Source organism: Wolbachia endosymbiont of Frankliniella intonsa, from assembly GCF_029856955.1.
Classification (GTDB): Bacteria; Pseudomonadota; Alphaproteobacteria; order Rickettsiales; family Anaplasmataceae; genus Wolbachia.
This window is the reverse complement of record NZ_CP097148.1, coordinates 1,404,009-1,428,779: the sequence shown is the minus strand read 5'-3', so window position 1 is coordinate 1,428,779 and position 24,771 is coordinate 1,404,009. Positions and strand designations below refer to the sequence as shown.

Sequence of the window (24,771 nt, the reverse complement as noted above, 5' to 3'; positions counted from 1 at the left end):
CTTTCATAGTAAGGGGGATGGCGTAATTTGTCAAGTTAAATAAGCTAATTTATTAACATGTGATAATTAGACAGCTATCGTGGATTGATCGTTCAAATGACTACTAGATTTGAGATTATTACTTTCATCTATTTGCGGCTGACTAATCATAGTACAAACGAAATTGGTTGCCATAAAGGTACAGCCTAGAATAAAAAAAGCAACGGAAATAAAGGGGATAATAGGAAATTCAAGAGGTAATATAGATGTAATTCCTCCTATTAAAAATGAAACGTTAGATGTAATGTCGAGGCAGATCTTCATTAATTTATCTTGCCAAGAGGTATCGAGTTGCTTATTAAGGCCACACTGTCTAAAATGATCAGTTAATGACCATATATTTAAAGCAAGCGAAAGTGAACTTATCATAGTGCTGACAATAGTACAGTACAAGCTTAAGGAAGAAATATTTAGGGCTAATGCTGGTGTATACCCCATCAAAGAAGCAATAGATAGTGCAGTAACCAAGCGTTTTGAATAAGTTCTTATTTTCTTTCTGTAAACAAGCTTTTTCTTCATAACTCATAAACTTAGTAGTAAATACATTATATCATAGCATCAATTGACTCAAAAATCAATATAGAGTGCCCGAGAGAAGACTTGAACTTCCACAACTTAAAAAGTTACTAGCACCTGAAGCTAGCGCGTCTACCAATTCCGCCACCCGGGCTTTTTGTGATTTACTATGTTAAAATTAAATAATATACTTAAACAATTTTTAGCTCAAAGGTAATGCCAAATCTAGATCAAATATTTTTTGCTCAAAACAATGTTAATATTAATAATGTATATAAAATAGTCAACAACGCTTTGAGCGATAGTGATGGTGGTGAATTATTTTTAGAATTTTGCCAATCAGAGTCCCTGGTTTTTGATGATAACATATTGAAACACATGGATTTGAATATCAGAAGGGGATTTGGGTTAAGGTCCTTTTGTGAGGATAGTACGTCTTTTGTTTGCTCTTCTGAAATTAGCGAAAAGGAAATTAGTAACGCTGCTTCTATGGTAAAAAGTTCAGCATCTTTAAGAAAAACAAATTCAATAAACTTAAATGAGGAGACAAAAAGCCTGTACTCAACGACTAATCCCATAAATGAAATGGATCTGAACTCAAAAATTAAACTACTTAATGAGGTTAATGAGTATGTAAGGTCGAAGAATAACTGCGTGAAGCAGGTAAAAATAACTCTAAGTGGAGAATGGCAAGTTGTACAAATAATAAAAGATGATCACAGGTTAAGCGATATTAGGCCTTTGGTACGTTTTAATGTACTAGTCATCGTAGAAAAAAATGGCCGAGCGGAGAAAGGTTCTGCAGGGCATGGTGGAAGAGACGCTTATAGTAAGTTTGTTTCTGAGAAGAAGTGGAAAGAAGTTGCAAACCAAGCGTTAGAGCAAGCGCTAGTAAATCTTGAGGCAATTCCAGCTCCGGCTGGAGAGATGACAGTTGTTTTAGGTTCAGGTTGGCCAGGAATATTATTGCATGAAGCTGTAGGTCATGGACTTGAAGGTGATTTTAACCGTAAAGGAATCTCGGCATTTTCAAATTCTATGGGTAAACAAGTGGCAGCCAGTAACATTACTGTAATTGATGATGGAACTCTACCTAATTTGCGTGGTTCTATTAGCATAGACGATGAGGGTACTTTACCTGGCTATAATGTGCTTATAGAAGATGGAATTCTAAAAGGATATATGCAAGATCATATGAACGCTAAACTTATGGGTGTAAATCCAACTGGTAATGGTAGAAGAGAAAGTTACAAAGAAGTTACTATGCCACGCATGACAAACACCTATATGTTGCCAGGAAAATATACACCAGAAGAAATAATATCCAGTGTAAAGAGAGGCCTATATGCAGTAAATTTTGGTGGTGGACAAGTTGATATAACATCAGGAAAATTTGTTTTCTCATCTTCGGAAGCTTACCTAATAAAAAATGGTAAAATTACACAACCAGTCAAAGGAGCAACGCTAATTGGTGATGGGCCAACAGTACTAAAAAAAGTATCAATGATTGGTAATGATCTAAAGTTAGATCCTGGTGTTGGTACGTGCTCAAAAGACGGACAAAATGTGCCTGTTGGAGTTGGTCAGCCAACACTCAAGGTCGATGCAATAACTGTTGGTGGAACTGAATATGTAGATAAGGGCTAAGCGAACTCAGCTCATGCTGTACAATTATATTGTAACCATTATTCAAGTAGCTAATATAGATGCAAAAACTACTTAACAAATCTCTCTGCCTTCCTTGCCATAACGTGTATAACAATCTCACAAAAAATAATATCATAGAATTCAATAGATGATCTTTAAAAAATCCTTAAGGAAAGTAAAATACTGTTTAAATAGGCCGATATAGATGGTTTTACGATATAATAAAATTATTATAAACAAGAACTTATAAACTCTAGCAAATGAATTTGTGAGTTTAGTGGTGTTAGGAATACCTGGCTCTTTTATGTGGATTGACATTCTCAATAACCTGCTCTAGAGATAGATTATATAATTTTGACAAGGTTCTTGGCATGTGATGTTTTTCTCAAATATAGGGAATGGTATAAATGACTTTATATCTATATCCAGCTCTAGGGGAAGATCTTCAATGTTTACGTCCATCCCTGATAAAGGATATTCTATGTCCATGTGCAGCTTTGGGGGATAGTTCTACTTTGAAGATTTCTTTCACTTTTACTATTGCGGCTGGCTTTGTTGGATGGCTCAAGTAAAAAAACTCGAAGTTACTGACAGAAATCATTATAAAACAGGTATTTAACCACCAATATGCCAGTCAAAATGAAGGTCAGTAACTGCTACGAATATAACAAATTTCTTCAAAAAAGAGGAAATGTTTTTCATTTTGTTAATCAAGCCATAGAAAATTGGTATGAAAATAGTCCAAAAGTTGCAGGTGGCAATAACATTTATAGTGATAAAGTTGTAATTTTGATACATATAGTAGTCCATTTTTTTAGGATTGGCTTAAGACAAGCAGTTGGTTTAGTAAAAGGTTGTATAGAGCAAATGGGAAAAGACCTCAAAGTCATTAGCTATACTCAAGCTTCTAGAAGATTCAAAAAGCTTAACTTGAAAATTGATGATTGTAGAATTGATAAAAATGGTATGGAAAACATTGAAATAGCTATAGATAGCACCAGTATTTGTATCTATAACAACACCCATCAACGTAATAAAGAAAATGCAAAAGTAAGAAAATATAATGGATATGATCAAGTAAGAAAGTTACATATTATTTTAAGTATAAATAATAAAAAAGTTATAGATATGAAGTGCACTAATGGTACTACACTTGATTATCATGCGATATGTTAAAGGGAACAGTAGATAAATATAATATTTCATCTGTTCGCGCAGATGCAGCTTATGATAAAGCTAGTATGTATAAAGTGCGTAAAGGACATAATATAAAACCAATCATTCGACCAATAAAAGGTGCGAAAATCTATGAGAAAATTGATTATCAATTAGAAAGAAATAGCAACATTAATGTGATTAAATTATGTGAAAACTATGAGAACGGTATAAAGAAATGGACACAAGAAACAAAATATGGACTAAGATCCTTTGTTGAATGTTTTTTCTATAGGTTGAAAAAACGTTTGGGTTTAGTCTCAAGAATAAATCTGAAATAAATCGTGAAAAAGAACTACTAATTAAGTGCTATTTGCTTAATAAATTCACTGATATAGGTATGGCTAAGTTCGAATTAGCTGCATGAATTTACTGTACCTACCTGCCCTATCAGGAGCTATGCAACAAAGCCATTGCGGCTCCCGATTGGCTTTGTTGCATCGCTACCTATGAAAGGCTAACTATACAAGCAACTTATTGAAAATCTTATTTTTTTGCAGTCAATCTGATCAAATTTAAGAATAGTAATTTATTGTTTGTATTAGTAAATTTAATTCTACTTAAAATAGCTAAAGCATTGAAATTCTTGAATTTTAGCTAGATTAGTGAATGGTAGTAAAATTTCTTTTACTCAAATTTAGACATTCACTGACCGTCCTTACTATAAATGCTAGAATAATAAGCTACTGATATTCTTCATCTTTTTTATCTTTAATCCGCCGTAGATAGCGATGCAACAAAGCCGTCCGAAATCACAATATTTGTACAGTTGAAAGATGGTTGCGGGAGTAGGATTTGAACCTACGACCTTCAGGTTATGAGCCTGACGAGCTACCGAGCTGCTCCATCCCGCGTCGTTGCTTATTTATTATTATATGCGTAATAATAATAAATAAAAGAATAAAATCACACTATTACATATATTTATATATCTATTAACCTTTCTTAACATGATAGTAAATTATATACATAACAATCTGTGCAATGAAAAATATAACTTGATATTGTGGTTCCCTGTTTTTCAGTGTGCAGGAATTTTAACCTATTTCTCATTAAATTTTGAACCAAGCTGTGCTTTCACTATATCTATTTTTCTCTTGCTTTCACCTATACTAATTCTGACTGCAATATTATACAGGAAATACGCAATATTATGCATTTCTTTAATTGCAGTGCTCATAGGATTTACAGCCAGCAAATTCAGAACAGATTCAGTTAATACTCACATTCTTGATAAGGAAAGGTATGTGAAAGATATTGTTGCTACAGTGAAGGATATTAATAACAAGGTCTCGTATGAGCAATTTTTGCTTTATGAAATAAAAAACACGAAGTTTAAGTTAGATAGCATCAGAATATCAGTTAGAACCAAAGCGGAAGAAGGCATTAAAATAGGGGATCAAGTAAAATTATCAGCAAAACTCTTTCCTCCAAAAATTGCGCCTTCGGAATATGCATATGATTTTGCAAGAATAGCATATTATCAGAAAATAAGTGCAACAGGCTTTGCAACAAGCAAAATAGTCCTGTACAAAAAGGCTGAAGCAAGAAAATTTCAAGAGTATATAGAATCTTTCCGTCAATATATCTATGAAAACCTACAGCAAAATACCAAAAAGCCACACGCGGACATAATCTCTGCATTATTAATTGGCAAAAAAGACGGGATAGATCAAAAAACTATGAATGCGATACGAGATTCAGGTATAGCACATTTATTCGCTATATCTGGTTTACATTTATCGTTTGTTGCTGGTCTATTTTTTATAGTATTCCGTAATTTATTTGCAATATCTGAAACTTTGACTCTTAAATATAACACTAAAAAAATATCTGCATTCTTTACTATCTTGCCAACTACCTTTTATTTGTTGATTACCGGTATGCAAATTTCTGCTCAGCGTGCCTACATCATGGTGATCTTGGTACTTGTTGCAATAATCATAGAAAGGAAATATCAAGGATTAATAGCAATTGCGTTTGCTGCTTCGGTGATACTCATAGTGGAGCCAGAAGCAATCTTAAAGCCAGGTTTTCAAATGTCATTTTCTGCTGTTTTGGCACTAGTTGCAAGCTATCAGATCAATGCTAATAAGTTATTCAAAATAAAAATAATAAAATATTTTGTGTCGATAATGATCGGCTCAGTCATAGCAAGTTTAGCAACTGTTCCGTACACAATATACAATTTTAACTATTTTTCAATCAGTGGCATTATCACAAATTTGATTGCTATACCAATAGTTACACTCATTATTATTCCACTTGGAATAATTTATGTTTTATTGATTCCTTTAGGTACTCAGTGGATTATAACGCCTCTCATGGAACGCCCAATTGACAGCGTTTTATATATAACAAACGCAATTGCCAGTCTTCAGTATTTGGTTATTCCTATTCGCACTTTTCCTGCCTCATTAATTATTATAACAACGCTTGGGCTATTATGGTTATGCTTGTGGGAAAGGAATTGGCGTTTCTTTGGAATTTTCTTTGTTGTGCTAGGTATTTTCTCTAGCGCTATGTATACAACTCCTAACATTCTAGTCAGTGCTGATAATCTTGCTGTAAAAGAAGATGACAATTTACTATATTCCCTTACTAGAAAAAACAGAAATTTTGTTGTCAAAACGTGGGCAAAGCAAAACGGGCAGAATCAAATTGTGAATCATACTAAATTCAGCAATTCAAACAAAAGGCTAAAATGTAATGATTATGACTGTATATATAATAAAGGAAATAATAAGTCAGTGTTGCTATCTCACAAAAGAGAAGATATTTTAGAAAATTGTAACAATGTCGATCTAGTAATTCAGTTAAGCAAGTTTAACTATCCAGCTTGCAATACTAAAATCATCAAATACGCTGACTTAGAGGAATATGGCACACACTCTGTTTGGCTAACAGATAGTGGTATAAAGGTTAGTAAAGTGCGTTCTAATCGTCCTTGGCATAAGCCAAAAACTTGTTTTTAAAGTATCATTTATATATAATTACTTAATTAGGATGTGAGGAAATTTATGCCTTTAGATACAACAAATCCTTTCAATGTTAAAGTAGATCATAATTTTGCCAAAATAGATGATGCTGTTGGTTTTTTTTCCTAGGTTATGGCGTGCAACAAAGAAATATTCTGTAAGTAACACTCTACCCATAGCGACTGTAAATATTTGGCTTCAATTTTCTTTGGCTTATGTAGCTGCAATAATAATAACCCATAATGATCTAAGGTTTATTACAGATATTTTTAACCCAACATTCATGCCAATTTACACTTTGGTTTCTATTATTCTTTTAACAACTTTTGTAGCCTCTTCTGCTATGAGATATATGCATAAGCAGGAGATAAAAGAAGGAGAAAAGTTGATAGAGTAATTAATAAATAATAAAATTAGAGGTGGCAAAGACAACGAGATGAGTGAAATCGCTGAAAATGCTCTGAAAATAGAGATAAAACCAAATTTAAGTCTTATAGATCGCAAAAAGCAAACTTTTCAATAGTTTTGCCAATTTCTGAAAATAAGAAAAAAATATTAGATAATCAAATACAAGAGAATAAAAATAAGGACATTTTTCTTACCATACCATATGTAATTAGTGCTGTAATTATAGTTGGTGCGTTAATACAAAATAGATTATAACGCACCCCATAAACTAGACAAAAAAATGGTTGATCCGAGTAGGAAGGTAAAGGGGTAAAAGAATGGCAACAAAAAAAAATATGAACCAGAGTTAAAAGCAAAGATAGCTTTGGAAGCAATAAAAAATCAAAAAAGCACAGCTGAGATATGTAGTGAATATAAAATACCATCAACAAATCTATATGATTGGCGTGATAGAGTATTGGCAAGGTTAAAAGACCTATTTGTTGAAGAAAGTGAAAGTGCGAGAAAACAAAGAATCTTAGCGCAAGAAATAGAAAGTTTACATAAAGTAATAGGAGAATTGACAGTGGAAAATAGCTATTTGAAAAAAAAATTACTGAAATAAGCAAAAAGATAGAGTAAGGTTTATAGAAAAAGATTCTGATCTGTCAATTAGGAAACATGCTGATTTATTGGGGATTTGCAGATCTAGCCTATATTATAGGCCTATAATTAATAACGAAAGTGAAGTAGCAAATTTGATTCAAGAAGTATATTTGGCTTCTGATTGCCGTTATGGATATCGTAAAATTACTGCTGAAATCATAGCGAGTGGGGTAGTAGTCAATCGCAAAAAAATCTTAAGAATTATGAAAAAAATGAAGATTAGTGGGCTGTATTGTAGAAAAAGATGTAATACAAGTATTAAAGAAAAAAGCATAAAATATATCCTTATCTACTCAAAGATTTGATTATTTGTAGAGTTAATCAGGTATGGGCTACTGATATAACATATATTATGGTAGAAGGTAAGTTTGTCTATTTTGTGGCAATAATGGACTTGTATAGTCGCTATATTATTGCTCATTCATTATCACCATATCTCGATGCTGGATTTTGCCTTTATACTCTCAAAGAAGCTCTAAAACAAGGTAAACATGAGATTTTTAATAGTGATCAAGGGGTACAGTTTACTTGCTACAACTTTATTACGGAATTAGAGCATGCTAATATTAAAATCAGTATGGACCATAAAGGACGTTGCTTCGACAATATATTTGTTGAGCGCTTATGGAGAACTTTAAAGCAAGAAGCTATATATTATTATAGACCAAATAGTATCAGAGATTTGAATCTTATAATAAATGACTTTGTTGGTTGGTATAACTATAGAAGGCTACATCAGACTCTAAATTATAAAGTTCCTGCTGATCTTTATTATCATAAACAGTAAATGAATATATTGATAAATACTTTAAATGTGTGTCGACGTATTTATCAACATATTCATTTTAAAAATCGGATCACTTTAAAAAAATGGTCTAGACAAATGGGTGCACTATAAAGTGTCATTCCAGCACGTGACACTAGAATCCAGATTGTTTAGACTGGATCCTATGGTCAAGCCATAGGATGACAAAAGAGTAAACTTTACCTGTGTGAGCTATAGATCCCAGTGTTAGCTACTTTCATGATAAGAAATAAAGCACTGATTTTGTACATTAACCATGCTTTTAAATAGATACCTTATTCTTGGCAACTTTAAACTCAACAACAGACACAAACAGACAATTTCTCAAAAACTTTTACAAGAGATTTTGTTAAATGCTCTATCATTTCATTTGTATGGTAAGGCGTAGGAGTAATACGGAAGCGCTCATTCCCCTTTGAAACTGTTGGGTAATTTATATGTTGTACATATATTCCATACTCATCAAATAACAATTTTGATGCTTTTTTGGACAACTCAGGATCGCCAATTATGATTGGAATTATATGAGTTTCTGTTTGCATAAAATTCACTCCTGCATTTCTCAGTGAGTCTTTTACTTTCTCAACCACCTGCTTCTGCTTTTCTCTTTCAATGTTGCTTGATTTTAGATGCTCAACGCTTGCCTTTGCTGCTGCTGCTAAAACGGGCGACATAGCAGTAGTAAAAATAAATCCTGGGGCTGAACTTCTTATTACATCCACCAAGCTCTTTGAAGACGCTATATATCCACCCATCACTCCAAAAGCCTTTGATAATGTACCCTGAATAACAGTTATTCTATCCATCAAACCTTCTCTTTCTGCAATTCCGCCACCGCGCGGTCCATACATGCCAACTGCGTGTACCTCATCCAAATAGGTAATTGCATTATACTGATCTGCTAGATCACATATCGCTTCAAGCGGTGCTACATCACCATCCATTGAGTATACAGATTCAAGTGCTATTATTTTCGGCGTTTTTATATCTATAGACTTTAGCAACTGCTCTAAGTGATCAACATCATTATGCCTAAATATGTGCTTCGGTCTTTTTCCTGATTTTATACCTTCTATCATTGAAGAATGGTTTTTCTCATCTGAAAAAATTACCACGCCCGGAATAACAGACGATAAAGTACTAAGTGTAGTTTGGTTGGCAAGATAGCCACAAGCAAAAGTTAAAGCAGCTTCTTTTTTATGCAAGTCAGCCAAAGATTTCTCGAGCTCAACAACTTCCTTTGTTGTACCTGATATATTTCTTGTTCCTCCAGCACCAAGAGATGAATTTTGAATAGCAGCAATGACACTATCGTTTTGTGACATTCCCAGATAATTATTACTGCACCAGACAATAACCTCTCTATTTCTTTCATAATCCATAATATAGGGAAGTTTGCCAGGTAATGACGCAAAATGCGTAAATTCACGATAGCGCCCTTCTTCTTTTATATCTTTGATTTTATTTAAGAATATTTTTTCGTAGTCTACCAAGTTTTTATCTATTAATAATCAATATAATTATAATAAATTATTAAATGATAGACTACTATATTTATTACTTAGACTGACATTCTTCTGTCTGCATAACCTTTTTGACCTGATTATCCTCAACTAAGCTTTTAGGCCTATAGCAGTACGTAATTGTAGCTGCAATAAGACAACAAACTGCAACTGCTATTCCTATTGCTAATACCAATTCCCGCTATAGAAAGAACAGATAGAGAATAATGGGGAAAAAGTCATACTAGAGTAAGTGAAATAGCGAGGTATAAATGGCATTAAGGTCAAAACTATTAGACGAAAGAGTTGTAAATTTAGCGAAAGAAATGTTAAAAAAGGTAAGAAATAACGCATATGTTTCAAAAAAGTTACAAGCGGTGATAGCAGGAAAAGAAAGTAGTATAAGCGCTGTGGCAAGAATATGTAAAATTTCAAGGACTGCTTTGACTGAATGGATAAAGCATCTAAAATTTGGTAGAGTAGAAAAATTATTTGCACCGTTTCAGCGGAGAAGAAAAAGCAAATTAAACAAAAATCAACGTGAGCAAATTGAAATATGGGTAGAAAGAAATCCAAATATTACTATTAAGGAAGTACAAATAAAAATCTCAGAGGAATTTGCCCTAAACATCAGCAAATCAACAGTGCACCGTGAGATACAAAGGATGAAATTTTCTTACATAACACCGAGGCCAATGCACCATAAACAAGATAAAAACAAGCAAGAAGAGTTTAAAAGATACTTCAATAAAATAGTCAATTTCCACCCTAAAAGGGAGGTGTTTTTTTGATGAATCACGATTTGGGACTCATTCAAAAATCGGACACGGATGGTTTAAAAGGGGTCAGAACGCAGGTTAAAATGAAAATTGGTAGACAAAATTTCTATATCTAAAGTGCGGTAAATCCAAGAAGTGGTAAGAAAATTAGCCTACTTGCTCCATATGTAAACACTGATTGTATGAATATATTTCTGGAGCAGATGTCGAAAGATTTAGGCACGAAAGAAGCCTTTCTTGTAATGGATTGTGCAAGTTGGCATAGATCAAAAAGTTTGAAAATTCAGGAAAACATTACCATCATATACTTGCCTCCTTATTCACCGGAACTGAATCCTGTTGAAAGGTTGTGGCAATATATCAAATACAATACTTTACGCAATAGTATCTACGATACCATAGGTTTACTTGAAGATGTTTTGTGTAATTTTATTGTCAATATTTCCAGTACTACTATTAAACGAGTTTGTAATGTTTCTTATTTGTTCCGTCAGTAATGGATTTTGGTATAACATTTCCAAGTAAACTGCAACAGCTGCTCCTAAGGCAATAACAGTTATTGCAAGCGCAGAAGCAGCTACGACATACTTTTTTGTGTTTTGTGGATCATTCTTTGAATTGCTTGGTACGGTTGCTGAATAGCCTAAAGATGACATAAATTCCAAAAATCCCTTATTTCCTCGTTTTTTTGCCATATCTAAATAGCTTCCTTTCAAAAGAGTATCTGATGGTTTATTAATAATTGGATCGTTTTCTAAATAGGGGCTTGTACCATTGTCTATTATCAATTTTGCAGATTTTTTATGCCCTTCATTTATTTTTCGATTATAAGCTATAACATGTAGCGCAGTACCAATATCCCTACTTTGTGTATTAACATACTTTTTTTTTATCTTTTGCTGCACCTATCAAAATGGCAACTACATCAGAATGACCATTATCAGCAGCTAAGTGCAATGCAGTTTCACCATTATGATGTTGTAAATAAAGATCTGCCTTTTTTTTAAAGTAATTCCACCATTGCCGAATTACCTTATGCAGAAGCATACATCAAAGGAGTAAGATTATATCGTTCTTTAGCATCAACTGTTGCGCCACGATCTATTAGCAATTCCGCAACATCTAAATGTCCATCGTACGCTGCTTCATGTAAAGGAGTTACTCTGCTGCCTGTACTGCTCACTGAGTTAACATTTGCACCGCTATCAAGTAAAAGCTTCACAAAATCTTTATGACCATTTCTAGCAGCTAAATGAAGTGCAGTGTCACCACCTACTTTTGTTTTTGATTTAATCTCAATATTTGCACCACATTCTAGTAAACGCCTGCCAAGCTCAACATTACCTTCTTGTGCTGCAACGTGTAAATGAATAAATCCATCATCATCATAATCTGTGAAACGTTCATTAATATCGTCTAGTAAACTTTCCCTACCAGCTTTTAATTCCTCAGGAATGATAAGTGTTACTTTACCATTTTCATACTCTACTTCACCCTTATGAAATTTAAGTGTGAATCTAAGTAAACTGTCTAATTCACATATCTTCTTTTCTGGGTTATAAGAATTGCGTACCACCATTGATGACTTATAGTTAATGCGTACATAATTCTCATCAAAACAATCGATGTACATGATCTTCTTGTAAGAATCGCTAGAAAGTACCTGATATTTTATTAATATACTATGCATTCGGATAGCAAGGAAAGACATATACCCCGCTTGATTACAACTTGTAGTTAATTCCTCTATGAGGGAATCATTCGGAACCTCTACTTTAGCATGTTTAAAAATTTCCGTAAAAACATACTTTGCAAACAGACGTTTATCATTTCCCTCATTATATTTATCATATAATCCTTTAATTAAACTATTATCTATAGTGCGATCATTGATTACAAAAAAATCCGTTCTATATAGGTCTTGATAAGCTGTGTTACCAGACTTTACATCTTCATTATTCTCATCTGCCTTTACTTGACCCAGCAGAGATTGTGTTAGCTGAAATTCTAACGTAGTTACTGCACTAGATTTACTATCAGAATTATTAACGCCAGATTCCTCTTGACTTTCATTACCTGAATCCTCAGAACGAAGGCGTTCTTTTTCCTCTCGTTCTAAAATTTCAAACCCTTCTTCAGTTCCCGAATCCCTAGAATCTGATTTCTTTAAAATTTTGTTTGATTCCTGTGATACAAAATCTGAACCTAACATGTTTTCCCTCACTAATTAGTAGCTAAGCTAAGTGTAGCATTAAGTGGCAATTTTGTCAACTTAGCAAGCACCTCTTCGTAGTACACCAAGTTTTTATCTATTAACAATCAATATAATTATAATAAATTATTAAATAATAGACTACTATATTTAGTATACAGACCTTTCCTTGAACACAATCTCTGCAGGCTCACCATTCTCAATTAAGCTTTTAGGTCTACAGCAGTATGTAACTGTAGCTGCAATAAGACAACAAGCTGCAACTGCTATTCCTACCGCTAACATTTCCAAGTAAACTGCAACAGCCACCCCTGAAACAATACCGGCTATTGCAAGCGCAGAAGCAGCTACAACATACTTCTTTGTATTTTGTGGATTTTTTTTGAGGCCACTTTTGCTGCTTTGCTCATTAATTCTTGGCAATTCTGTTTTTGGCTGTCGATTTCCGTTAGCAACTTGTTCTACATGCTCAGTAGGTTGATTAACGTTAATATCATTATTAAGATCTTCATCATCACTTGTTAATTCTACTCCTAAAGTACAAGGAACAGAATTACTAGAAACAGTACCATTAGCTGTTGCTTCAGCTTCCACTGTGTCAATTACAGATATTCTTGTTTCATGACCTTCTCCTATAATTTTTTCATTTCCAGGCATTTTACCCTCCTCACAATTATTACCTATAGCTTCTTCTATTGAAGCCTCTTCATTATTCATAATATTCTCTACTTTATCAACAATGTTTCTTTGGGGCTGTTGATTATCAATATTTTTGGATTCTGGATCTTTTTTAATATTTAAATGCAAAGGTGTTTTATCATCTAAACCTCGAAGAAATTTTGTGATTTCTAATTCATTAGAAGATTTTTCCCTGTTTCCTTTGCTTGAAGGACGTAAACTTTTCTCTAGTACCAGATCTAAAGCTGTTTTGCCATCTTTATCTTTAATTTTCCAATCAGCTCCCTTGTTTGCAAGTAATTTTACTATTTCAAATTTATCACCGCAAGCAGCCAAATGTAAAGATGTTCTGCCACGGCTCAGATCTTGAATATCAATCTCAGCGCCATTTCGAATAAGCAAGCCCACTAATTCTAAATTATTACGTAGTGAAGCATGATGCAAAGGTGCACTTCCATAATGATCTATAATATTAATATCAGCAATAATTTTATGATCAATAATAGCCTTTGCTACATCTATAAAATCTAGTTGTATAGCATAGTGCAAAAATTTGTGTTTCAGACCATCAATCATACAGATGGGTTCAGTATCTTTAAATTTATCTAATACCGCTTTCACGCATTCTTGATTACCAATATACAACGCCCTTTGAAGTTTTTGACATATGGTATACCAAGGCATATAAGAAACTCGTTCTTTTTCCAAATATTCTAATAAAAGCTGAGTATAGCGCTGTCCACCAACACCAATAAGTAGCCTATCGAGATCTTCATCTTGCTTAAATAATATAGTTTTATGTTCTTTTACATAGTCTTTTACATACCTTTGCACAAGTGTGTCATCAGCTGCAATGGCTAGTAGTGAAAGCTCTTTTACTGAATAATTATAATAACCATTTGTTTCATCATGTCTATGACTCAACAGCACATTGTGCATATGATCAGTCAAATTAAGATGTTGAGAGAAAAAATCCTTCAAATTACCACAATTCAAATGAGTAATAAATCTGACGCTTTCCTCTTTATTATTTATATTTTTATCTAAACCTGTGTAATCACCATAATTTTTTGCTTTATTTATAATGTCCATTAATTCATCAAAGGTTAAATTTTCAGGGATAATGGCAAATTCTTCTTCATTATGCCTTGGTTCTATATTAACCTGATATTTAGGCCACAATAACTCTGGTACTACAACTGATACAACTTCTGCAACACTTAGCAATAAATTCGCAACATTACCTAAAATGCCTGGATGAGTAACTACTTTGTTTGCTACTTCACTACTATCAGATGAACTCTCAGTAATAGACAAGTCTTCAGCAGCAAATGACCTGGGTCCTTCATTCATATTTTTCTCAAGAGTCTCTATAATTCTATTATCCTCATCTTTGAAATACCTACTTATTTCACCTGACAAACTTTTGCCATCATCTTTGTAATTCTTTAATTGTTCAGGAATGGCAAACTTTACTTTGCCGTTTTCATACTCTACCTTACTATCTCGAAACTCAAGGGTGAACTCTAAAATAGCATCAACCCTGCATATTTTCTTATTCGTATCAAGTTCTCGAACAGCGATACTTGTACAATACTGAATATCGAGAGAACCTTGGCTATTACATACAATACTTATCTTTCTATCTTTGGGACTAAGCAATGTTAGTTGATGATTAGAGAATATATGATAGAGCTGCGTGAACAAAGAGCCATCATACCCAGCCTGATTGCAATTAGTAATTAACTCTTCTAATATATTGTCATTTGGAATTTCTGCCTTAGCATATTCAAAGATTTCTGTGAAAACTTGCTTAGCAAAAAGGCGGTAATTTGCATTTTCACCCGAAATTAATTGATCGAGCTTGCAATATAAACTTTGAACATTATCGCTGGTTATTTCTTTCCCATTAATTACAAAAGAGATTCTTTCCAAATCAAGTCGTGCTTGCTTGCCAGAATTTGCATACCTATTATTCTCACCTGCCTTTACTTGACTTAGCAAAGATTGTGTTAGCTGAAATTCCAATTCAATTGCTCTGTTAGTATTTTGTCCTTCCTCAACCTCTGAACAATTGCCTGAATCTCTGTAATGGAGACGCTCTTTTTCTTCTGCATGATTTGTTGTTGGCGGCACGAGCTCACCAAGTAAATTACAACCACCCATGATTTACCCCCTGAAGATTAGCTAAATTAATTATAGTATTGTTAATTATAACATTAAACAGAAATTTTGCCAAGCAAATTATTGAGTCTTTTAGCAAATAGACTTACGTCTTCCATCTCTTCACCTTCCACTATACAAGCTTGATAGAACAATAAGTAAATCATATCTCCAAGTGTTGGATTTTCACCATTTTCAGCGTGAGATTCCATTATGTTTCTTATCAAAGGATGCTTAATGTTAATTTCAAGTACTTTTGGCGTGCGGTAATTTAGCTGCTTCTGTTCACGTAAAAAACGCTCCATACGAAGATCCATAGTTCCTTCATCAACTGCTAGACACACAGGACTATCGGTTAATTTCTTAGAGATCTTTACACTTTTTACTAAGCTTCCAAGAACCTTGGTGAAGTATTCGAGTATAGAATCCGCGTTTTCTTCGCTTTTGTTTTCATCTGATTTATTTTCTTCATCTTTCTTACCTTTTTCTGAAGAGAATTTTTCTAAATCAACATCAGCACGAGTTACAGATTTAAATTTTTGATCTTTATATTCATGAATCACGCTAGTCCAGAAATCATCAACTGGATCAACAAATAGAAGCACTTCCAATCCTTTGCTGACGAATCCTTCAAGTTGTGGACTGTTTTTTACTGAATCGAGACTATTTCCTGTGAGATAGTAGATATGTTCCTGTTCAGGCTTCATTCTGCTTATATAATCATCAATACTAACTAGCTTATCATCACTGGTGCTATGAAATCTGCAAATGGAAAGCAATGCTTCTCTTTCATCAGTTGGCATAGCTTCGCAAAGACCTTCTTTTAACACCGCACCAAAATTGCCCCAGAATTTTGTGTATTCCTCTAAATTATCTTTTGCTTTTTTGCCGAGCTCTGATACCGCGCGTTTAGTTAGGGATTTCCTAATCTGCTCAACAACGCGATTATTCTGCAGTGTTTCTCTGCTGATGTTAAGAGGCAAATCTGGTGAATCAACCACACCTTTCAAGAAACGCAGGTATTGTGGTATAATTTGTACATTATCTTCAGTAATAAATACTTTATTGACATATAACTTTACAGAGCAGCGTCTATCTGGATGAAACAAATCATAAGGCTTGATAGAAGGAATATAAAGCAAATTCGTATATTCTATTGCACCTTCATTTTTATTATGCAGTATCATCCAAGGCTCACCACCTACATGGGCAACACCGCGGAAGAAGTCGTTGTGCTCTTCTTGAGTAACGTCATTTTTTGGCTTAGTCCAAATTGCAGCTTTGCTGTTTAATTTTTCACTTTTTCCCTCTTCATTTACAAACTCAACGGGAAAATTTATGTGGTCAGAGTAAGTAGTAACAATGTTTTCAATACGGAATTTGTCTAAAAATTCGCTTTCTTCAGGACGCATGATGAGCGTAATTTTTGTGCCACGAGAGATTTGACCATCTAATTTGCTGATTGAATACTCTCCATCTCCTTTAGATTTCCACACCCAAGACTCTTCTTCTCCGGCTTTCCTTGATTCTACTATAACTTCTGAAGCAACCATGAAGCTTGAATAAAAACCAACACCAAACTTTCCAATCAGCTCTACAGCTTGGCTCGAATCTTTATTATTCTTAATTGCATCCAAGAATTTTTGCGTACCAGAACTTGCAATCGTGCCAAGATTATCTATTAAATCTTGCCTGTTCATGCCAATTCCATTGTCGGTTATATACAGCTCATTCTTATCTTTACTGGAGCTAATAGTAATCTTCAACTCATCACTTGAATCTAATAAATCAGCATTTAATTGTGATTCATAGCGCAATTTATCACATGCATCTGATGCATTTGATATTAACTCACGCAAGAAAATATCCTTATTGGTATAAAGTGAATGAATTACTATATTTAGTACTTTGCCTACTTCAGCGTCAAATTTTAAACTTTCAGTTTCTTGTATGTTGTGCATTTTGAGATCCATTATTAGCCTGCTATTCTAATAATTTAAGTATTGCACAGCGATCTTTCAAGGTCATATATGCTAAAATTATGTGAGCCAATTGTCATGCAAGCTGAAATGATAAGAAGAGGGTTCTGTTCCACAATTCTCTTTATTCTTAGAATAAGACATCTCTTATTTGCTTCAAAGATTTGTGAGTCTTTGATTCTTTTTCTTTAAAAGTAGTCTCAAGAGAAGTTTTAAGCTTTTCCCATTCTTTCTGACCGTTTAGAATCAAAGCGCTCTCAATCTTCTCCAGTGCTTTCTGAGGTGATGAATATAATTCCTCATACAAATTAGTGTTTACTGACTGTAGTATTACTAAAAATGTAAATAAATTCGGATCAATTTTCGCATAACATAGCTTTATTTTCTTTACGCAGTATTCTATTGCCTGCAATGATAATGAGAAGCTTTCTGCATAAAATATAAAGCTATCTATAATTAGGCTCTTTGATTTTTTCGGCAATTCAATATTTCGAAACAGCTTTCTTGTAAATTTCTCTATTGGCTGTTTTGGCAAATGCAAAGAGAGATCAGTAAAAGATTTTAGGCTGAAATTTGGTCCAAGTATTGTGCTGATTGCTCTTTGCACGTTACTTTTATCTTGACTAACAGAGATAATGAAAACCAGTCCCTCAACATCAAGCATGTACTTTATGGATTCTAAAAAATCGACAATGAATTTAGGACGGCATATATCAAGATTATCGACCATTATATAAATGTTTTTACCTTTTCTGATTTTGTTAACCACATCTGCTAGTTGTATTTTAAAATCTCTAATGTTCTCTTTTCTCCTTTGGAGAAGATTTAATTCACCCAAGACAAAACCTATGTCTTTCTTGTCAGCCTCTTTTGCAGCATCGAGAAATACTGAAAGCATAGCGAGTGGAGATTTACTGATTAGTTTTCCTAATGTATTGAGAGAAAATAGTTCTTGGTTTATGTTTTTAAATTGCTGTATAACACTTCTTTTTACTTCGTATGATGCAAATAGATCCTCAAACAAGAAATGCAAAAAAGAAGGCAATGGTTGATCTAGCGCACTAATATCCCATGCGCTGTAATAAGCTGCAATTTCATTTTGCTGCTCTAGATCCTTTACCCATTCTTTCAAAAAAAATGTCTTACCCCACTTATCATATCCTTCTAAGGATGCGATCGAAAAAGACTGATCAATTGTCTTAATTATATTACTAAATCTACTTGCAACTTGCTTATAGCCTAAGCAATCACCTTCCCAAGTTGTTACCTTGGGTAGATGTTCCGTTTCTTTTTTTCTGAAGGTTATTAGGGATGTAAGTTTTTTTAAGCACATACCTTACTTTATATTTAACTCATACTCTTGTCTTGACGTAAGCGCTATCTTCAGCGTCCCTTCATCTAGGTAGTCAATTTCTCCACCCATCGGTATACCACAAGCAAGGCGCGATATTTTTACATTCAAATTCTTTAGCAATTCAATTATATATTGTACAGTAACTTGGCCTTCTAATGTCGGATTGATTGCAACAATGACCTCTTCAATTTTAAATTCTGTAACTCTTTTAGGAATGCTATCAAGATTGAGTTCTTTTGGACCTATGCCATTTATTGCTGATAGTCTGCCACCTAAAACATGATACATACCTGAATATATATTTCCTTTTTCAAGTGCCCATAGATCACCCAATTCTTCTACTACACACATTAACTTGGTGTCACGCTTTGGGTTAGTACAAATAGAACACGGCGATTTAGTATCTAGGTTTCCACAAATCTTACACTCTATTATAAGATCTGCCAGCTCTCTAATCAAAGATGCAAGTGGTAGCATGACTCTCTCTTTGTTCTGGAGCAAATGTATAACTAACCTTCGTGATGATGATGGACCTAAACTTGGCAATTTAGAAAAAGCATGAACTAAATTCTTTATATTAATGTTCATTTAACAAATTCAGGATATAGTTTATAAAATGATAACATCAAACCTTTCGTAAAGAAAGCTTAGTTTGATTGGCTATGAAAAAGATTTCCCACTTTTTTTTTAGAACTGTCTTGAAAAAATTAATGTAATCACAATCTACTGTAACCCAACTCTGATTCAGGTATAACTGAAATTATCTCACGCATTTGCGTAGTTATATCTCTTTTCATAATGGTCCAAACGGTTTAAAATAAGAGTTTATAGTAGTGAAGGTAAGTATGCCAGCAGCATATAGTTATGATTTAAGAAAAAAAGCAATGGAGGTACTAGACGAAGGGGAAAGCAGAGAAACGGTAGCAGAAAGATTTAAAATTGGAAGAACTACATTATGGGAGTGGCAGCAAAGAAAAAAAGAAACAGGAGATTTTCAGTCGAAAAAACTTGGAAATGGAGGTTATAATCATAAAATTACCGACTGGAATAAATTTACTGAATTTGCCAAAAAACATGGTGGAAAAACTCTATCGGAAATGGCTAAGCTTTGGAGTAATGTTAGTATCCCAACGATTCATCTAGCTCTTAAAAAAATTGGACTCACACGCAAAAAAAGACATATGGATACAAAGAAAGGAATGAAGAAAAACGTGCTGAATTTTTGAAAATTATAGCAACGAAAGAACCTCAAAACTTAGTATATATAGATGAATCTGGTATTGATAATACCGAAGACTATCCCTATGGATATTCTCCAGAAAGGACAGCGATTTTATGCCCTAAAATCTGGAAAGAAAACTCAACGAATTAGCATGATTGCAGCTCTAAATAGTAGAAAAATAGTTGTTCCGTTAACATTTGAGGGCCATTGTAATATGGATATCTTTAATAAATGGTTTGAGCAGTTTTTGACACCTATTTTGGAACCTGGACAAACTGTTATCCTTGATAATGCTACTTTTCATAAGTCTAATAAGATTACTGAACTTGCTAAAGAAGTTGGTGCTGAAATTTTGTATCTTCCTACGTATTCCCCAGATTTCAATAAAATTGAGCATCATTGGTTTGCTATAAAAAATAGAGCTAGGAAAAACATCCCTCTATTCACATCTTTTCGTCATGCTGTTGATTCTGCTTTTCTATGAACTTTCCGGACTATTATGAAAAGAGCTATACTACGGTACTTCCTTTTTGAAAATGACGTAATTTATTTTTCAACATATTTCTTTCTTCCACATAACTGTCCTATTCTTTATTCAAACTAGAATTTTTTTCTTCATACTTGGAAAGTATTGTATCGATCAAATAATTAAAAAATAATATTAGACCTGTAGTGTTGGAGAGCAATTCAAGAGAATAATATAACATATCTTCACTCACTTCTTCATTTATTATGTCATGAGAATTTTTATACATTCTAAAACAAGAGCCGAAGGCTGCTAAGCATACGCAAGTAAGTTTTGTTTTGTTTAGGACGCACTTAATTCGCGCTAGTTTTTTATTATTATCTTCTAATTTTATACGCAACTCACTAATTTTACTACTATAGTGCTTAATAAACAATTCTATTGCCTCTTTGTTATTAGCATAATTACATGCTTTGCAAGATTCCTTATCCATAAATTCAGTATCTATATCTCTTGATTTTAGAAGCTCTTTGATTACTTCATTCTTGCCAAGAAGCACAGCTTCGTGTAGAGGTGTGTACTCATACCAAAATCCATTACTGACGGAACAAATAAGAAACATTACAAACTCGTTTAATAGTAGTACTGGAAATATTGACAATAAAATTACACAAAACATCTTCAAGTAAACCTATGGTATCGTAGATACTATTGCGTAAAGTATTGTATTTGATATATTGCCACAACCTTTCAACAGGATTCAGTTCCGGTGAATAAGGAGGCAAGTATATGATGGTAATGTTTTCCTGAATTTTCAAACTTTTTGATCTATGCCAACTTGCACAATCCATTACAAGAAAGGCTTCTTTCGTGCCTAAATCTTTCGACATCTGCTCCAGAAATATATTCATACAATCAGTGTTTACATATGGAGCAAGTAGGCTAATTTTCTTACCACTTCTTGGATTTACCGCACTTTAGATATAGAAATTTTGTCTACCAATTTTCATTTTAACCTGCGTTCTGACCCCTTTTAAACCATCCGTGTCCGATTTTTGAATGAGTCCCAAATCGTGATTCATCAAAAAAAAAACACCTCCCTTTTAGGGTGGAAATTGACTATTTTATTGAAGTATCTTTTAAACTCTTCTTGCTTGTTTTTATCTTGTTTATGGTGCATTGGCCTCGGTGTTATGTAAGAAAATTTCATCCTTTGTATCTCACGGTGCACTGTTGATTTGCTGATGTTTAGGCAAATTCCTCTGAGATTTTTATTTGTACTTCCTTAATAGTAATATTTGGATTTCTTTCTACCCATATTTCAATTTGCTCACGTTGATTTTTGTTTAATTTGCTTTTTCTTCTCCGCTGAAACGGGGCAAATAATTTTTCTACTCTACCAAATTTTAGATGCTTTATCCATTCAGTCAAAGCAGTCCTTGAAATTTTACATATTCTTGCCACAGCGCTTATACTACTTTCTTTTCCTGCTATCACCGCTTGTAACTTTTTTGAAACATATGCGTTATTTCTTACCTTTTTTAACATTTCTTTCGCTAAATTTACAACTCTTTCGTCTAATAGTTTTGACCTTAATGCCATTTATACCTCGCTATTTCACTTACTCTAGTATGACTTTTTCCCCATTATTCTCTATCTGTTCTTTCTATAGCGGGAATTGGTATCACTTTCAACATCTTTCCTTCTGTTAATATGTTCACGAGTTAAGTAGTCGAAAAGAACTGAAACGCATTTTGAATTATTACCTTCAATAGCCAGAGTAATTACATCTCTTTCGTCTTTGTTCTTAGTATTAATAACTTTAGAAAGCGGCTTTTCATTCTCTTGCTTACGTTCAAAATATTTGTGCTTGTAAAACTCATTCGAACAGTATGGTTCCTTGAGAATAGACAAAAGCTTTTTTACAAAATCAGCACGATTTTTTTATGGCCAAATGTAAAGGTGTGTCCTGATTTTTCTTATCTTGCAACAATAAGGCATCATACAAACAGCCCTCTTTATATAGAGAATCAATCTCTTGGTCAAAATAGATATCTTCTTCTCCTTCACAGATATTTAATAGCCGTGACCCTGTACTTTCTGTAGTACTGTAATCAATTGCAGAGCTACGTTTCACTTTAGATTGATAAAGGTTTATGTTCATACTACCCCTGCCTTTAAACAACCCAGCTATACCTCTAAACAGTTCAGCTATACCTGATTCACTCCGAGTGGCACAAGGTGTTTCATCTGGAATGTTAATCTCAACATTTTCACTAGAAAAAAGTTCTAAAACATGCGAGCTGCTTCTTCTACTGGAAAAAGGCACATCGTTCTTTTTATCTTTAATCTCAGCACTCTTTGCATTCAAAGAATTTAGAGAGTGAGCTAAACAATCAAGATCTGTAGCATTTTTAGACTCAAGGTCTTCTGCGTGAAAATTTGCTGCAGTGTTTATTTCACCTTTCATATTTCTTTATTTTACAGGGGTTGCATTTCAGTTAGGGTATCTCATCTTTAAAATTTTTCAACTCTATTTAAATTTTTTTAAAATAGTTTTTGATAAAAATATTTATGACACTAACTTTTTGGTTCTCTTGTTAAACTTTTACAAGACAGAATTATTTTATAGCTAAAAAAATTACTTCCGCATATTTTAAATCTGATTATAATAACAATTAGAGATATTTATTGAGCTCAAAAATCTATCTCCGTCTGCAGACCTTTTTTATTAAACTCATAAAAAATGTATTCTTCAGTGTATACTTAATTTCTGTCATGTGTGCGCTGCATTTTTTTCTAATCTTTTTTACAGGGGGATTTTATGTCCAGAATTCCAGATATTTTACCTTTACTTTAGCTGATAAAAACCAACTGGTACCTGCGGTTTTTATAGCTACGTTTCTCAAACAAGTTTCAAAATAAAACAGCCATTTAACTGTTGAAGAAAAAATATGCCACAGAAAATGAAAGTCAGTAACCAAAACGAATATAACAAATTCCTTGAAAAAAGGGGGGATATTTTTCGTTACATCGATGAAGCTATCGAAAATTGGTATGAAAATAGTCCAAAAATGCAGGGCGGCAACTATATTTATAGTGATAAAGTTGTGATTTTAGTTCATATAATCGTCAGTTTCTTTAGAATTGGTTTAAGACAAACAGTCGGGTTTATAAAAGGATATCTGCAACAAATAGGAAAAAATTTGCAGCTATTCACAAGCATCAAAAAAAAACTTAATATTAAGATAAATGATTGCAGGATTGATCAAAGCAACATGGAAAATATTGAAATTATCATAGATAGCACAAATTTACAGTAACACTCCTGGCCAAAGTAAGGAAAACAGTGAAGATAGAAAGTACCGAAGCTACGAGCAAGTAAGAAAGTTACATGTTATGTTAAGTGTGAATAGTAAAAAAGCCATAGCTGCAAGATACAGTAATGGCGTCTACTCTGACCACTTGCGATTTGCTTGAAGAAGTTAATTTTCAGCATGCCATAAAAGCATTATATGCAGATAGGGCATACGATAGGCAAAAACTTTATAAATTGTGTAAGAAATACGATATAAAGACAAAAGTTCTACCAAAAAAGGATGCAGCAGAACATTCAAAAATAGATTATATGTCTGACAGAAATGCTGCTATTAGGTTAATAAAATTATATGGACAAGATGGTGTAAAAGAGTGGAAAAAGGAAGCAATTTATGGAAAAAGATCTTACATAGAAGGATTTTTCTCAAGGTTGAAGCAAGTATTTGTTTAGGAATAAATCTGAGATAAATCGAGAAAAAGAACTAAATGCTATTTGCTTAATAAATTCACTGATATTGGTATGGCTAAATTTGAAATCATTACATGAATTTGTCGTAAACCATCACTGCTTAAGGTGCTATGCAACAAAGCCATCCCAGACTGGGATGACAGAAGAAGAGTATTTTAGGTAACAGCTGTTTACTCCAAAGTAATGTTGCAAAAGGTCTAACATATAAATTATAAGACTAATATAGAATATACCTTGCTAAAAAAAAAAAAAAGTATAACCTTTGATAAGGTATGCAGGCAAAAATTCTGTAACTTGGTCAGGTCAGAAATGAAGCAACCATATCAGAATCTTTTTGGGTTGCATACCTATTTGTACTATTTGTTTTATTCTAGGC

At 33.4% G+C, this 24,771-nt stretch carries 15 protein-coding genes, 2 tRNA genes, 1 other RNA gene and 6 pseudogenes; 9 read left to right on the top strand and 15 right to left on the bottom strand.

Annotated elements, in window-relative coordinates; all coding sequences use genetic code 11:
• Positions 1 to 66: 66 nt before the first annotated feature.
• The gene (locus M3L71_RS08050) at positions 67 to 558 is read right to left on the bottom strand and encodes a hypothetical protein (protein WP_280143606.1); all 492 of its coding nucleotides are present in this window, start codon (positions 556 to 558) and stop codon (positions 67 to 69) included.
• Between the two features lie 66 nt (positions 559 to 624).
• Positions 625 to 709 (bottom strand) — tRNA-Leu (locus M3L71_RS08045).
• A gap of 62 nt (positions 710 to 771) precedes the next feature.
• Here M3L71_RS08045 and tldD point away from each other — a divergent pair.
• Both tldD and M3L71_RS08640 read left to right on the top strand, forming a co-directional pair.
• Positions 772 to 2,202, top strand: a complete 1,431-nt coding sequence (gene tldD / locus M3L71_RS08040; RefSeq protein WP_280143605.1) for a metalloprotease TldD — start codon at positions 772 to 774, stop codon at positions 2,200 to 2,202.
• 627 nt (positions 2,203 to 2,829) lie between these two features.
• Positions 2,830 to 3,784 (top strand): annotated as a pseudogene (locus tag M3L71_RS08640) (IS5 family transposase).
• 410 nt (positions 3,785 to 4,194) lie between these two features.
• On the opposite strand, the gene M3L71_RS08025 reads toward M3L71_RS08640, so the two are convergent.
• A tRNA-Met gene (locus M3L71_RS08025) sits at positions 4,195 to 4,271 on the bottom strand.
• Positions 4,272 to 4,367: 96 nt separating this feature from the next.
• Here M3L71_RS08025 and M3L71_RS08020 point away from each other — a divergent pair.
• The 3 genes and pseudogenes from M3L71_RS08020 (at position 4,368) to M3L71_RS08010 (ending at position 8,235) form a co-directional block, all read left to right on the top strand.
• Positions 4,368 to 6,392 (top strand): ComEC/Rec2 family competence protein, encoded by a 2,025-nt coding sequence (locus tag M3L71_RS08020; protein ID WP_280143603.1) that lies wholly within the window; start codon positions 4,368 to 4,370, stop codon positions 6,390 to 6,392.
• A 115-nt stretch (positions 6,393 to 6,507) separates the two neighbouring features.
• Positions 6,508 to 6,792 carry a hypothetical protein gene (locus M3L71_RS08015; protein ID WP_280143602.1) on the top strand — a complete coding sequence of 95 codons (285 nt, stop codon included), beginning with the start codon at positions 6,508 to 6,510 and terminating at the stop codon, positions 6,790 to 6,792.
• A 369-nt stretch (positions 6,793 to 7,161) separates the two neighbouring features.
• Positions 7,162 to 8,235 (top strand): annotated as a pseudogene (locus tag M3L71_RS08010) (IS3 family transposase).
• A 314-nt stretch (positions 8,236 to 8,549) separates the two neighbouring features.
• Here M3L71_RS08010 and hemA read toward each other — a convergent pair.
• Entirely contained in the window at positions 8,550 to 9,746 is a 1,197-nt protein-coding gene (gene hemA, locus M3L71_RS08005) for a 5-aminolevulinate synthase (RefSeq protein WP_280143601.1), read from the bottom strand.
• Between the two features lie 64 nt (positions 9,747 to 9,810).
• On the bottom strand, positions 9,811 to 9,951 hold the full coding sequence (locus M3L71_RS08635; RefSeq protein ID WP_458695204.1) for a TomO hydrophobic C-terminal domain-containing protein: 141 nt from the start codon (positions 9,949 to 9,951) through the stop codon (positions 9,811 to 9,813).
• Between the two features lie 76 nt (positions 9,952 to 10,027).
• Here M3L71_RS08635 and M3L71_RS08000 point away from each other — a divergent pair.
• Positions 10,028 to 11,031 (top strand): annotated as a pseudogene (locus M3L71_RS08000) (IS630 family transposase).
• Here M3L71_RS08000 and M3L71_RS07995 read toward each other — a convergent pair.
• The 7 genes from M3L71_RS07995 to recR form a co-directional block, all read right to left on the bottom strand.
• On the bottom strand, positions 10,939 to 11,439 hold the full coding sequence (locus M3L71_RS07995; protein ID WP_280143600.1) for a TomO hydrophobic C-terminal domain-containing protein: 501 nt from the start codon (positions 11,437 to 11,439) through the stop codon (positions 10,939 to 10,941). The pseudogene M3L71_RS08000 and the gene M3L71_RS07995 overlap by 93 nt on opposite strands.
• Positions 11,408 to 11,581, bottom strand: a complete 174-nt coding sequence (locus M3L71_RS07990; protein ID WP_280143599.1) for an ankyrin repeat domain-containing protein — start codon at positions 11,579 to 11,581, stop codon at positions 11,408 to 11,410. Before M3L71_RS07990 ends, M3L71_RS07995 begins: the two co-directional genes overlap by 32 nt.
• Entirely contained in the window at positions 11,568 to 12,746 is a 1,179-nt protein-coding gene (locus M3L71_RS07985) for an ankyrin repeat domain-containing protein (protein WP_280143598.1), read from the bottom strand. Before M3L71_RS07985 ends, M3L71_RS07990 begins: the two co-directional genes overlap by 14 nt.
• A 150-nt stretch (positions 12,747 to 12,896) precedes the next feature.
• Positions 12,897 to 15,590, bottom strand: a complete 2,694-nt coding sequence (locus tag M3L71_RS07980) for an ankyrin repeat domain-containing protein (RefSeq protein WP_280143597.1) — start codon at positions 15,588 to 15,590, stop codon at positions 12,897 to 12,899.
• A 53-nt stretch (positions 15,591 to 15,643) separates the two neighbouring features.
• On the bottom strand, positions 15,644 to 17,548 hold the full coding sequence (gene htpG, locus M3L71_RS07975; protein ID WP_280144190.1) for a molecular chaperone HtpG: 1,905 nt from the start codon (positions 17,546 to 17,548) through the stop codon (positions 15,644 to 15,646).
• Positions 17,549 to 17,696: 148 nt separating this feature from the next.
• Positions 17,697 to 18,899 (bottom strand): KAP family P-loop NTPase fold protein, encoded by a 1,203-nt coding sequence (locus M3L71_RS07970; protein WP_280143596.1) that lies wholly within the window; start codon positions 18,897 to 18,899, stop codon positions 17,697 to 17,699.
• Between the two features lie 3 nt (positions 18,900 to 18,902).
• The gene (recR, locus tag M3L71_RS07965) at positions 18,903 to 19,502 is read right to left on the bottom strand and encodes a recombination mediator RecR (protein WP_410543497.1); all 600 of its coding nucleotides are present in this window, start codon (positions 19,500 to 19,502) and stop codon (positions 18,903 to 18,905) included.
• Between the two features lie 263 nt (positions 19,503 to 19,765).
• Between recR and M3L71_RS07960 the strand changes: the two are divergent.
• Positions 19,766 to 20,626: pseudogene (locus M3L71_RS07960) on the top strand (IS630 family transposase).
• 100 nt (positions 20,627 to 20,726) lie between these two features.
• Here M3L71_RS07960 and M3L71_RS07955 read toward each other — a convergent pair.
• The 3 genes and pseudogenes from M3L71_RS07955 to M3L71_RS07945 all read right to left on the bottom strand — a co-directional run bounded on the left by M3L71_RS07955 (position 20,727) and on the right by M3L71_RS07945 (position 23,078).
• On the bottom strand, positions 20,727 to 21,230 hold the full coding sequence (locus tag M3L71_RS07955) for a hypothetical protein (protein WP_280143594.1): 504 nt from the start codon (positions 21,228 to 21,230) through the stop codon (positions 20,727 to 20,729).
• Positions 21,205 to 22,210 (bottom strand): annotated as a pseudogene (locus tag M3L71_RS07950) (IS630 family transposase). The gene M3L71_RS07955 and the pseudogene M3L71_RS07950 overlap by 26 nt, the downstream one beginning before the upstream one ends.
• A gap of 328 nt (positions 22,211 to 22,538) precedes the next feature.
• Complete coding sequence (locus M3L71_RS07945; protein ID WP_280143593.1) at positions 22,539 to 23,078, bottom strand: hypothetical protein; 540 nt, start codon at positions 23,076 to 23,078, stop codon at positions 22,539 to 22,541.
• 484 nt (positions 23,079 to 23,562) lie between these two features.
• Here M3L71_RS07945 and M3L71_RS08630 point away from each other — a divergent pair.
• Positions 23,563 to 24,473, top strand: a pseudogene (locus M3L71_RS08630) (transposase).
• A 184-nt stretch (positions 24,474 to 24,657) separates the two neighbouring features.
• Positions 24,658 to 24,756, top strand: an RNA gene (gene ffs / locus M3L71_RS07930) — signal recognition particle sRNA small type.
• Positions 24,757 to 24,771: the final 15 nt, after the last annotated feature.

Bases quoted from the DNA above. Each gene is read 5' to 3' on its own strand.
- M3L71_RS07955 (WP_280143594.1), bottom strand. From the start codon at position 21,230: ATGTTTCTTATTTGTTCCGTCAGTAATGGATTTTGGTATGAGTACACA.
- tldD (WP_280143605.1), top strand. From the start codon at position 772: ATGCCAAATCTAGATCAAATATTTTTTGCTCAAAACAATGTTAATATT.
- M3L71_RS08050 (WP_280143606.1), bottom strand. From the start codon at position 558: ATGAAGAAAAAGCTTGTTTACAGAAAGAAAATAAGAACTTATTCAAAA.
- htpG (WP_280144190.1), bottom strand. From the start codon at position 17,548: ATGCACAACATACAAGAAACTGAAAGTTTAAAATTTGACGCTGAAGTA.
- M3L71_RS07980 (WP_280143597.1), bottom strand. From the start codon at position 15,590: ATGGGTGGTTGTAATTTACTTGGTGAGCTCGTGCCGCCAACAACAAAT.
- M3L71_RS08020 (WP_280143603.1), top strand. From the start codon at position 4,368: ATGATAGTAAATTATATACATAACAATCTGTGCAATGAAAAATATAAC.
- M3L71_RS07970 (WP_280143596.1), bottom strand. From the start codon at position 18,899: ATGTGCTTAAAAAAACTTACATCCCTAATAACCTTCAGAAAAAAAGAA.
- M3L71_RS07985 (WP_280143598.1), bottom strand. From the start codon at position 12,746: ATGTTAGGTTCAGATTTTGTATCACAGGAATCAAACAAAATTTTAAAG.
- M3L71_RS07945 (WP_280143593.1), bottom strand. From the start codon at position 23,078: ATGAAAGGTGAAATAAACACTGCAGCAAATTTTCACGCAGAAGACCTT.
- M3L71_RS07990 (WP_280143599.1), bottom strand. From the start codon at position 11,581: ATGCTTCTGCATAAGGTAATTCGGCAATGGTGGAATTACTTTAAAAAA.